The organism is Sphaerisporangium sp. NPDC049457, assembly GCF_055586705.1.
Window position 1 is genome coordinate 138,389 of record NZ_JBVJHR010000008.1, and the last position, 10,571, is coordinate 148,959.

The 10,571-nt window shown below is 69.6% G+C and carries 9 protein-coding genes; 5 read left to right on the forward strand and 4 right to left on the reverse strand.

Annotated features, from left to right (window positions below):
• Positions 1 to 98: 98 nt before the first annotated feature.
• Entirely contained in the window at positions 99 to 1,046 is a 948-nt protein-coding gene (locus ACZ6QO_RS14675) for an RNA polymerase sigma-70 factor (protein WP_465850892.1), read from the reverse strand.
• Between the two features lie 200 nt (positions 1,047 to 1,246).
• Between ACZ6QO_RS14675 and ACZ6QO_RS14680 the strand changes: the two genes are divergently transcribed.
• Positions 1,247 to 2,587 (forward strand): FAD-binding oxidoreductase, encoded by a 1,341-nt coding sequence (locus ACZ6QO_RS14680; protein ID WP_465850894.1) that lies wholly within the window; start codon positions 1,247 to 1,249, stop codon positions 2,585 to 2,587.
• 400 nt (positions 2,588 to 2,987) lie between these two features.
• On the opposite strand, the gene trpD is transcribed toward ACZ6QO_RS14680, so the two are convergent.
• Both trpD and ACZ6QO_RS14690 read right to left on the reverse strand, forming a co-directional pair.
• On the reverse strand, positions 2,988 to 4,061 hold the full coding sequence (gene trpD, locus ACZ6QO_RS14685; RefSeq protein ID WP_465850896.1) for an anthranilate phosphoribosyltransferase: 1,074 nt from the start codon (positions 4,059 to 4,061) through the stop codon (positions 2,988 to 2,990).
• 11 nt (positions 4,062 to 4,072) lie between these two features.
• Entirely contained in the window at positions 4,073 to 4,471 is a 399-nt protein-coding gene (locus ACZ6QO_RS14690; protein WP_465851133.1) for a hypothetical protein, read from the reverse strand.
• 182 nt (positions 4,472 to 4,653) lie between these two features.
• Between ACZ6QO_RS14690 and ctaE the strand changes: the two genes are divergently transcribed.
• Genes ctaE through qcrB form a run of 4 tightly spaced genes read left to right on the forward strand, consistent with a single transcriptional unit; the run spans position 4,654 to position 8,852 of the window.
• A complete protein-coding gene (ctaE, locus tag ACZ6QO_RS14695; protein WP_465850898.1) occupies positions 4,654 to 5,280 on the forward strand; it encodes an aa3-type cytochrome oxidase subunit III in 627 nt (208 codons plus the stop codon).
• Positions 5,277 to 6,128: a cytochrome bc1 complex diheme cytochrome c subunit gene (gene qcrC / locus ACZ6QO_RS14700; protein WP_465850899.1), complete on the forward strand. Its 852-nt coding sequence runs from the start codon at positions 5,277 to 5,279 to the stop codon at positions 6,126 to 6,128. The genes ctaE and qcrC overlap by 4 nt, the downstream gene beginning before the upstream one ends.
• A complete protein-coding gene (gene qcrA, locus ACZ6QO_RS14705) occupies positions 6,121 to 7,191 on the forward strand; it encodes a cytochrome bc1 complex Rieske iron-sulfur subunit (protein WP_465850901.1) in 1,071 nt (356 codons plus the stop codon). Before qcrC ends, qcrA begins: the two co-directional genes overlap by 8 nt.
• Positions 7,188 to 8,852, forward strand: a complete 1,665-nt coding sequence (qcrB, locus tag ACZ6QO_RS14710; RefSeq protein ID WP_465850903.1) for a cytochrome bc1 complex cytochrome b subunit — start codon at positions 7,188 to 7,190, stop codon at positions 8,850 to 8,852. Before qcrA ends, qcrB begins: the two co-directional genes overlap by 4 nt.
• A 154-nt stretch (positions 8,853 to 9,006) precedes the next feature.
• On the opposite strand, the gene ACZ6QO_RS14715 is transcribed toward qcrB, so the two are convergent.
• Positions 9,007 to 10,287 carry a L,D-transpeptidase gene (locus ACZ6QO_RS14715; protein WP_465850905.1) on the reverse strand — a complete coding sequence of 427 codons (1,281 nt, stop codon included), beginning with the start codon at positions 10,285 to 10,287 and terminating at the stop codon, positions 9,007 to 9,009.
• Between the last annotated feature and the right edge of the window lie 284 nt (positions 10,288 to 10,571).

Consider the following 10,571-nt stretch of genomic DNA (forward strand, 5'->3'; position numbering starts at 1 on the left):
AGAGGTTCCTTAGAACGACCACGTTCTCCCAGTGGCGCGTCGAATGGGGCCGGCTCCTATGCCGACGGCAGGCATGATCTTCAGGGACGCCTCGGTGTTCAGCGGCTCACAGGGGTTTCTCGGTCGAGACGCGACAGCTTCTCAGGATTGCGGACGGCGTAGAGACCGGTGATGAGGCCGCCGTCGACGCGCACGGTCACGACGGTCTCGATCGCGCCGTTGAGCCGGACGATCAGCGCCGGGTGACCATTGACCTGTGCCGGACTCAGCGACACCGCGCGGTCGATCCCGGCCAGCGCCTGGGCCACCTGGCCGGCCCCCACGACGGGCGTCAGCGCGGCCTGCTTGATTCCGCCGCCGTCTGCCAGGAGAACGACGTCCGGCGCGAGGATGTCGAGCAGGCGTTGCAGATCGCCCGTTTCGACCGCCCGCTGGAACGCCTTGAGCGCGGCTCGGATCTCGGCCTGGGAGACGACGTCGCGTGGCCGGCGCGCGGCGACGTGGGCCCGTGCCCGGTGGGCGATCTGGCGGACCGCGGCCGGATTCTTGCCGACGGCTTCGGCGATCTCGTCGTAGTCCAGATCGAACACCTCGCGCAGCACGAACACCGCCCGCTCGGTCGGCGTGAGCGTCTCCAGCACGAGCAGCATCGCCGTCGAGACGCTGTCGGCGAGTTCGACGTCCTCGGCCACGTCGGGCGCGGTCAGCAGCGGCTCGGGCAGCCAGGGGCCGACGTAGGACTCCCTGCGCCGGCCGAGGGTACGCAGCCGTTTAAGCGCCTGGCGGGTGGTGATCCGGACAAGGTAGGCACGCCGATCCCGTACCCCGCCGAGGTCGACGCCCGCCCACAGCAACCATGTCTCCTGCAGGACGTCCTCGGCGTCGGCGGCGGAGCCGAGCATCTCGTAGGCGACCGTGAACAGCAGGTTGCGGTGGGCGAGGAACGCCTCTGTGGCCGGGTCCACAGCCGGAACCCCGCTGCCGTCCGCGAGGGCACCCGCCAGGTCCGTCGGTATCTCGCCCGGTATCTCGCCGCGTTCGCTCATCACTGGTTCCTGCCTGTGCGTTCTCGATCGTGCCACGCATTAGATCCCGGTCCCCACCGCTTTGTGACACCCACGATCAGTGACGCACGTCACACTTCCGCGCTGTCACAAGGATCGGGTCGCCGGGATCTCTTGCACGTCAGGACGCGGCGCCGACGATCCACGCGGCGCGCGGAGATCTTTCGTTCGAAAGGAACATCATGAGCTCAGCGCTCGAAACCCTTCGCCGCGACTTCGGCGGCGACATCATCGAGCCGGGCACAGCGGAGTACCCCTCGGCCGGTCGTTCGGTATTGGCTTCGGGCAGTCCTGCCTATGTCCTGCGGCCAAAGAGCGTCGAGGACGTCCGGGCAGGGGTCAGGTTCGCCGCTCGCGCAGGGCTCGCGCTGTCCGTGCGAGGTGGCGGCCACAGCTTCGCGGGCTTCGGCACCAACGACGACGGTGTCGTGATCGATCTCGGCGGGCTCGCGAACGTCGAGGTCATCGACAAGGACCGTCACCTCGTCCGGATCGACGGCGGCGCCACCTGGGGGCAGGTCACGGCCGCTCTGGCCCCGCACGGCCTGGCGATCTCCTCGGGCGACACCAAGGGCGTCGGTGTCGGCGGGCTGACGTTGACCGGTGGTATCGGCTGGAAGGTCAGGAAGTACGGCCTCGCGTTGGACAACGTGGTCACCGTGGAGGTGGTCACGGCCGGCGGAGACGTCGTACGGGCGAGCGCGGAGGAGAACCCCGAGCTGTTCTGGGCGGTTCGCGGTGGCGGCGGCAACTTCGGGATCGTGACCGCCTTCGAGTTCGCGGCACACCCGACGACGGACGTCTTCTTCGGCAGGATCGCCTTCCCCGCCTCGGAGCGGGCCACCGTGCTGCAGGGGTGGGCGGACTACCTCCGCACCGCCCCAGAAGAGCTCACTTCGATCGCGGAGTTCGCCAATCCCTTCGCGGGCGGCTCCGAAGCCCCGGTCGAGATCCGCGTCGCCTTCGACGGCGACGCCCCGGAGCTCGCGGCGCAGGCCATCGACCCGATCCGGCGGCTGGGCACGGTGATCGACGACGATGTCGCGCTGAGGCCCTACGCGGACACGCTCGTGGAGGGCGCCACCCCGCCGCCGGGCATCCAGTTGGTCACCCGGAGCGCGTTCGTCGACCCGGCGTCGGTGCCCGAGGTCCTGCGGATCCTCATCGAGGTCGGGGCGGCGGAGAGGCCGCCTTTCATCGCCGTCCGCAGCGTCGGCGGCGCGGTGTCCCGAGTCCCTGAGGACGCCAGCGCGTACGCGCATCGCCAGGCGGAGCTGATGTTCCTGACCACCATCGTGGGACCGCGGCCGGTCGTCGAGGCCGGGCGTCCCGCTCTGGAGGCCGTCTGGGCGAGACTCGCGCCGCATGTCAACGGCGCCTACGCCAACTTCCTCGCCTCCGCCAGCGAGGAGGACGTCGCCGCGATCTATCCGACGCGGACCTACGAGCGGCTCGCGGCGATCAAGCGTCGGTACGACCCCGGCAACCTGTTCGCCGGCAACCACAACATCCGGCCTCAGTAGGCGGCGACGCACAGGCGAAGCCGTCCGAGGTGGCCTACTGAGGCCGGCTCGGACGACGGGGAGTGGTGAGCGGGAACGACGCGCTGATCACCGTAAGGCGGCGCCGCGATCGCCGACCACCCTCCCACCGCTTCGGCGCCGGGAAAAGCACACTCCACGGGACGGAGGGATGGGGCGGCGCTACGCCGGGACGGGCGACACTACGCCCGTGGGAGCGGCAGACGCTACGCCCAAGGCGGAACGGCACTATGCAGGGGACGGACAGACGCTTCGCACGCGACCGGGGAAGGACGGGTGCCGCTTGCGCGGCGGTGGGGCCCACCGGCGGCGAGGGTCGCCCTGGAAGAACAGCGCCGAAGGCGCCACTTCCGGGGGCGGCCTGTTGGGCTCCGACGGTGGGTCATCGGTGTTTGTGGGAGCGGCTGATCTCTACCCAGCGGGTGAGGGTTTCGGCGGCGCGGCCCGAGTCGACGGCTTCGGCGGCGCGGGTGTAGGCCCTGCTCATGGCGGCCACCAGGGCGTCGCCGGGCGGGCTCGGGTCGGGGGCCGTGGCGGTTGCTTCCAGGCTGACCAGGGCGGCGGCGGCGTTGAGGAGCACGGCGTCGCGCACCGGGCCCATCTTGCCGCCGACCAGGTCGTGCACGGCGCGCGCGTTGAACTCGACGTCGCCGCCGCGCAGCGCGTCGGGCTCGGAGCGGGGGACGCCGATGTCCAGCGGGTCGAAGGCGATCGCGACGGCGGTGCCGTCACGGACCACCCAGACGGTGGAGGTGGTGGCCGTGGACAGCTCGTCCAGCCCGTCGTCCCCCCGGAACACCAGGGCGGACACGCCTCGCTCGGCGAAGACCCCGGCGACGACGGGCAGCATGCCCGGGTCGTAGACGCCGATGGCCTGCGCGCCCGGGCGGGCGGGGTTGGTGAGCGGGCCGAGAAAGTTGAAGAAGGTGGGGATGCCGATCTCTTTGCGCACGGGGCCGGCGAACCGCAGCGCCGGGTGGTAGACCGGCGCGAAGCAGAAGGCGATGCCGGCCTCGACGGCGGTGCGCGCGGTGAACTCCGGCGACAGGTCGAGGACGACTCCGAGGTACTCAAGGACGTCGGCGGCGCCGACCGACGAGGACGCCGAGCGGTTGCCGTGCTTGACGACCCTGGCCCCCGCGGCGGCGGCGACGATCGCGGCCATGGTCGACACGTTGACGGTGTGCGCGCGGTCGCCGCCGGTGCCCACGATGTCGACGGTCGGGCCTTCGACCGACAGCGGCGTGGCGCGGTCGAGCATGGCGCGGGCGAGCCCGACGACCTCGGCGACCGTCTCGCCCTTGGCCTTCAGGGCGGTGGCGAAGGCGGCGATCTGGGCGGGCGTCGCGGAGCCCGACATGATCTCGCCCATGGCCCAGGCGGTCTCGTCGGCGGTGAGGTGCTCGCCGGCGAGCACGGCCGACAGCAGCGCGGGCCACGTGGTGCGCGCGTCCATGGAGTCTCCGGTCAGTGGGAGGCGATGCGGGAGGCCGAGCGGCTTCGCATGAGACCGGCGACGGCCTCGGCGAGCGCCATGGGGTCGAGCGGTTGTGCCACGACGGCGTCGGCGCGCGACCAGTCGGCGAGCCAGCGGTCGTCGCGCCGCGCGATGATCAGGCAGATCGGCGGGCAGTCGTACACCTCGTCCTTGGCCTGGCGGCTGATGCCCATGCCGCCCGCGGGGACGGCCTCGCCGTCGAGCACCGCGACGTCGATCTCGCCGGAGTCGAGCTGCTTGATGACGGCCGGCTGCGTGGCGCACTCGACGATCTCGACGAGGGGCACGTCGGCGGCGGGACGCCGCCCGATCGCCAGCCGCACCTTCTCGCGGGTGCTTGCGTCGTCGCTGTAGACGAGAACCCTCATGCTCACGGTCGCGCTCACTATCGATTGGGACGAGGTATGGTCACCACGGATGGTACCTGTCCCCGGCGACGGAAACCCAGACCAGTCACACTTAGCGCCGTTCCTGGCTTATGTCTGGTTTATCGGCCTGAGGTGGCCTTACCGGGGGGTCGTGCGGCGACCCGACCCCAACAGCCGCAATAATGTCGGGCGTGGCGACAGCATCCGCAATTACGACGACGACAGCAGCACCGTCCCGCCGGCCCAATCTGGTCCAGGTCGGGACGATCGTCTGGCTGTCCTCTGAGCTCATGTTCTTCGCGGCGCTGTTCGCGATGTACTTCACCATCCGGTCGGTCAGCCTCGGCCAGGGCAAACCGTGGCCCACGCTGCCCGAAGGCGTCCACCTGGACATCCCGTACGCGCTGGTCAACACGATCGTCCTGGTGCTGTCGAGTGTGACGTGCCAGCTCGGCGTGTGGGCCGCTGAGAAGGGCCAGGTCAGGAAGCTCCGGTTCTGGTACGTGATCAGCTTCCTCATGGGCGCGTGGTTCGTCGGGGGCCAGCTGTACGAGTACCACAACCTTGTGGAAGAGGGCGTGACCCTGTCCTCCAACGCCTACGGTTCGGTCTTCTACCTGACCACGGGCTTCCACGGCCTGCACGTGACCGGTGGTCTGATCGCGTTCCTGTTCATGCTGGGACGCACGTACGCCGCGAAGCGCTTCACCCATGAGCAGGCCACCAGCGCGATCGTCGTGTCCTACTACTGGCACTTCGTCGACGTCGTCTGGATCGGCCTCTTCGCGACCATCTACATCATCAAATGATCGGAACGAGGATATCGGTGAACTCGATCACCGCACGGAGGCGGCATCCACTCGCGCGATACGCCGTCCTCCTCCTTGCCCTGAGTCTCCTCGGAGGGGTCTACGCCCTGGTGGCACCCGGGGGCGACCGAGCTGACGCGGCGATCGCCTCCGGCAGGGCGGACGACGTGGCCGCGGGCAAGGATCTGTTCGCGGCGCACTGCGCGAGCTGCCACGGCCTGAACGGCGAAGGGTCGTACTCGTCCGGCGGTGCATCGGGCCCGAGCCTCGTCGGCGTCGGCGCGGCGGCCGTGGACTTCCAGGTGTCCAGCGGCCGCATGCCGTTCTCCGACCCCGGCCCCCAGGCGCCGCGCAAGCGCCCGCCGGACTGGGTGAACCAGGACAGCATCCGTCAGCTGGCCGCGTACGTGCAGTCGCTGGGCGGCGGCCCGACCAAGCCCTCCCTTGAGTCGGTCGACCCGGCCAAGGGCGACCCGGCGAAGGGTGGCGAGCTGTTCCGCGCGAACTGCATCCAGTGCCACAACTTCGTCGGCTCGGGCGGCGGCCTGACCTACGGCAAGTACGCGCCGCCGCTGAACCCCGCCACCCCCACGCAGATCTACGAGGCGATGGCCACGGGCCCGCAGGCGATGCCGGTCTTCAACGACAGCACGATCACGCCCGAGGAGAAGCGGGACATGATCGCCTACATCGTCAGCGTCCGCCAGCAGCCCGACCCGGGCGGCAGCGGCCTCGGCCGCATCGGCCCGGTGACCGAGGGCCTGGTCGGCTGGGTCGTCGGCATCAGCCTCCTCGCCCTCGCCGCCATCTGGATCACCGCGAAGAAGCGTCAGGCCAACCATGACTGAGAACTCCAACATCGAGCAGGTCGAGGAACGCGTCCCCAGGCGCGTCATCGGCACGCCCCCGCCGGGGGACGCGGCGTCCGCGCTCGGCGCGCCGCCCAGCGCCCACGAGGAGATCGTCGACGAGGGGGTGACCTACCCCGACCCGGTCAAGGCCCGCAAGGCCGAGCGCGTGGTCGCCCTGCTGTTCGTGGTGTCCTTCCTCGCCGCGATCGTGTTCATCGTGTCGTACGTCGTCTTCCAGGTCGGCACCATCGACAGGACGCAGGTCTCCAACTTCGCGCTCGGAAGCTCGCTGACCGTCGCCCTGCTGTCGCTGGCGGCCGGCATCGTGGTCTGGGTCCGGCAGATCATGCCGAAGTACAACCTGGTGCAGGAACGCCACCCGATGGTGTCGGCGCCGGAGGTCCGCGACACCGTCGGCGCGACCTTCCTTCAGGGCGCGAACGAGAGCGGCTTCGTCAAGCACAAGCTGCTGCGCCGCACGCTCCTGCTGGCCGCGGCCCCGCTCGGCCTGCTCCCGCTGGTGCTGCTGAAGGACCTCGGCCCCCTGCCGGGCACGAGCCTTCGGCACACGGTGTGGAAGAAGGGCATGCGCCTGATGGTCGAGGGCACCAAGCAGCCCATCCGCGCCGCCGACTTCAACTCCCCCGGCGGCATCCTGTCGGTCGTGCCGGAGGGCCACGAGGAAGACCTCAACGCCCTGGCCAAGGCCACGCTCATCCTGATCAAGTTCAGGCCTGAGGACCTCAAGTCGGGCACCAACCTCAATTGGACCCACGACGGAATCGTTGCGTACTCTAAAATCTGCACGCACGTGGGCTGCCCTGCGGCGCTGTACGAGCAGACGACGCATCACATCCTCTGCCCCTGTCACCAGTCCACGTTCGACGCGGCCGACGGAGCGAAGGTCATCTTCGGCCCCGCCGCCCGTCCCCTGCCCCAGTTGCCGATCAGCGTCGACGGCGAGGGCTACCTCATCGCACAGAGCGACTTCAACGTCCCGGTCGGTCCCAGCTTCTGGGAGCGCGGGGACGCCGAAGCCGAAGTCAGGGGGAAGGCATGAGCCTGGACAGCACTCCCAAGGCCATAGCGGGACCCGCGAACTTCATCGACGAGCGCATCGGCGCGGGGAACTTCCTCAAGCGCAACCTCCGCAAGGTCTTCCCCGACCACTGGTCGTTCCTGCTCGGTGAGATCGCCCTCTACTCGTTCGTCATTCTGCTGCTCACCGGTACGTTCCTGACGTTCTGGTTCAAGCCGAGCATGGGCGAGGTCACCTACAGCGGCTCGTACGCGCCCCTGGTGGGCGTGCGCATGTCCGAGGCCTACGCCTCGTCGCTGCACATCAGCTTCGACGTGCGCGGCGGCCTGCTGATCCGGCAGATCCACCACTGGGCGGCGCTGCTGTTCGTGGCGGGCATGATGGTGCACATGCTCCGGGTGTTCTTCACCGGCGCCTACCGCAAGCCCCGCGAGCTCAACTGGATCATCGGCGTCCTGCTGCTCACCCTGGCCCTGCTGGAGGGCCTGACCGGCTACTCCCTGCCCGACGACCTGCTCTCCGGCGCCGGTCTGCGGATCACCGAGGGCGTGGCGATCTCGATCCCGCTGGTGGGCACGTACATCACCTACTTCCTGTTCGGCGGGGAGTATCCGGGCCACGACGTGATCTCGCGGTTCTACAGCATCCACATCCTGCTGATCCCGGGCATCCTGCTGGCGCTGATCTCCGCCCACCTGATCCTCATGTGGGTGCAGAAGCACACGCAGATGCCGGGCAAGGGCCGCACCGAGCAGAACGTGGTGGGCGCGCCGTTCTACCCGTCGTTCATGGCCAAGTCCGGGGCGTACTTCCTGTTCACCTTCGGGGTCCTGGCGCTGCTCGGCACGTTCGCCCAGATCAACCCGATCTGGCTGTTCGGGCCGTACACGCCGGCCGACATCTCGGCGGGTTCCCAGCCCGACTTCTACATGGGCTTCCTGGAAGGCTCGCTGCGGCTCATGCCGTCGTGGGAGATCAACTTCCTCGGGTACACCCTGCCGCTGAGCGTGCTCATCCCGGCGCTCGGGCCGATGGGCCTCATCATGACGGGCCTGGCGCTGTACCCGTTCGCCGAGCAGTGGATCACCGGTGACAAGAGCGAGCACCACATCGCCGACCGTCCCCGCAACAACCCGCACCGCACCTCGATCGGCATGGCGGCCATCACCTTCTACGGCCTGCTGTGGCTGCTGGGCGCCAACGACTGGATCTCGGCGAAGTTCCACATCTCGCTGTACACCACGACCGAGGTCGGCCGGGTGCTGATCTTCGTCGGGCCGGCGATCGCGTACTTCATCACCTACCGCATGTGCATCGGCCTCCAGCGCCACGACCAGGACGTGCTGTCGCACGGCGTCGAGTCCGGCGTGATCAAGCGGCTGCCGCACGGCGAGTACATCGAGGTCCACGTCCCGCCGGCCGAGGACATCGCGGCGCACGTGCGCGGCAAGAAGTCCATCCCGGCCATCGAGGCCGCCGCGGACGGCGAGGGCATCCCCCCGAAGGGCATGCGCGGGCCGCTCGGCAGGCTCCGGGCCAGGCTCAGCGAGACCTACTCGGCCGACACCGAGGCGATCTCGCTGGACGGGCAGCACCACAACGGTCACGACGGCCACGAGGCCCCGCACGCCGCGGTGGGCGCCGGCGCCGGCGACGAGACCACCAAGTCGATCGGCCACTGAGGCGGCCGTTCGATCGGCTGAGATCGAGCAGAGGAAGGGCCCGGGCGCGCGACGCGCCCGGGCCCTTCCTTTCGTCGTGCCGTGTCCGTCTCCTCGTGCCGGGTCCGTCGTGCCGTGTTCGCCGGTCGTTGCCGTGCCGCCCGGCCGCGTGCCTTCAGGAGGGGACGCTCCGCTTGGTCGTGTCGTCGGCCTTCTTGGTGATGTGGTCGGACACCGGGATCGCCGACAGAGCCTCGGTGGTGAACCCGGACCGCAGCCCGCTCCACCGCAGCCACTGCGGCCAGCTCTCCTGCCAGTACCCCCACCCGTTGCCCGGGTCGAGCTGGCGGGGCGTGCCGCTCACGATGATCGGGTCGCCGATGAGGGTGGTCTCCTTGAACCACTTGGCGTTCGAGGGGCTGACGTTGATGCAGCCGTGGCTGACGTTGGAGTTGCCCTGCGAGCCCACCGACCAGGGCGCCCCGTGGACGTACTCGCCGCTGTCGGAGATGCGCACGGTGTCGTACACGGTGAGGCTGTAGTAGCCGGGGCTGCCGGGGCCGGCGTCGGGGGAGGTCATGGTGGTGACGTCCTCGCGCGACATGGCCAGGTGGATGCCGTTGGTGGTGTAGTGGTTCCAGCTGCCGCCGTCCCCGGCGCTGAGCGGCACCGTGCGGATGACCTTGCCGTCGCGCTTGACCGTCATCTGGTGGGTGACGGTGTCGGCGTGGCTGATCTGCGAACGGCCGATCTGGAACTCCCGGACGTAGTCCTGGGAGCCGTACATGCCGGGCCCGCCGCGCACGCCGGCGAGCTGGGCGACCAGCTTCACCTTCGTGTGGGCCGGCCACCACTTCTTGGGCCGGAAGCTCACCGACTTGTCGTCCAGCCAGTGCCAGGCGCCCTCGACCGGCCTGGAGCTCTGGACCAGCAGGTTCCGCTCGACCGACACCCGGTCGGTGATGCCGCGGTCGAAGGTCAGCATGATCGGCATGCCGATGCCGACGGTGAGGCCGGTGATCTCCTTGTGCGGCAGGATCTTGTCCACGGCGAACGTCTGAGCGGCCTTCAGAGTGGAGAACTCGCTGGTCAGGTGCTTGGCGCCCCCGGAGGGCCCGACGGCCTCGACGGTGACCACATAGCTCTCGCCGGGGGCCATCGCACGCTTGCTGCGCCATTGCGTGCGGTCGGCGCTCAGCACGCCCGCGACGACGGCGCCGGTCTTGGCGCGCACCGTGACGCTCCTGAGCGCGCCGTTGACGGCCCCGACCATGACCGGTAGCTCAGGAGCCACCTGGGCCGCCCCGTTGCCCGGAGAGACGCTCACAGCCACGTCTCGCCCTGAGTCGGAAGTGTTCTGTCCTTTCTCGGTGCCGGAGCCCGCGCAACCACCTGCCAGCAGCAGGGCCAGCGCCCCCGTTCCAATGGCGACCACCCGGATCTCGACGTGTCTCACGTTACGTCTCCCCCGCTCCGATGGATCACTCCTTGTGAGTTATTACCCGGTTACAGCGTGTCGTGTACCCCTCCTGAAGGAGAAAGGCCGAAACGACCAGCAAAAAAGCCGCGGGGGGGGGGGGGGGGGGGTTTTTGGGGGGGGGGGGGGGCGCGGGGGGGGGGGGGGGGGGGGGGGGGGGGGGGGGGGGGGGGGTCGGGTCGGGGTGGGCCCCCCCCCGCGCCGAGCACGAGGCCGAGCGGCTGCGGGAGACCCAGGGGCCGGGCGGCGGCCGGGACCACATC

What these genes read in the sequence shown, in the direction of transcription:
- ACZ6QO_RS14675 (WP_465850892.1), bottom strand. Translation starts at nt 1,046, where the DNA reads ATGAGCGAACGCGGCGAGATACCGGGCGAGATACCGACGGACCTGGCG.
- ACZ6QO_RS14680 (WP_465850894.1), top strand. Translation starts at nt 1,247, where the DNA reads ATGAGCTCAGCGCTCGAAACCCTTCGCCGCGACTTCGGCGGCGACATC.
- trpD (WP_465850896.1), bottom strand. Translation starts at nt 4,061, where the DNA reads ATGGACGCGCGCACCACGTGGCCCGCGCTGCTGTCGGCCGTGCTCGCC.
- ACZ6QO_RS14690 (WP_465851133.1), bottom strand. Translation starts at nt 4,471, where the DNA reads ATGAGGGTTCTCGTCTACAGCGACGACGCAAGCACCCGCGAGAAGGTG.
- ctaE (WP_465850898.1), top strand. Translation starts at nt 4,654, where the DNA reads ATGTCGGGCGTGGCGACAGCATCCGCAATTACGACGACGACAGCAGCA.
- qcrC (WP_465850899.1), top strand. Translation starts at nt 5,277, where the DNA reads ATGATCGGAACGAGGATATCGGTGAACTCGATCACCGCACGGAGGCGG.
- qcrA (WP_465850901.1), top strand. Translation starts at nt 6,121, where the DNA reads ATGACTGAGAACTCCAACATCGAGCAGGTCGAGGAACGCGTCCCCAGG.
- qcrB (WP_465850903.1), top strand. Translation starts at nt 7,188, where the DNA reads ATGAGCCTGGACAGCACTCCCAAGGCCATAGCGGGACCCGCGAACTTC.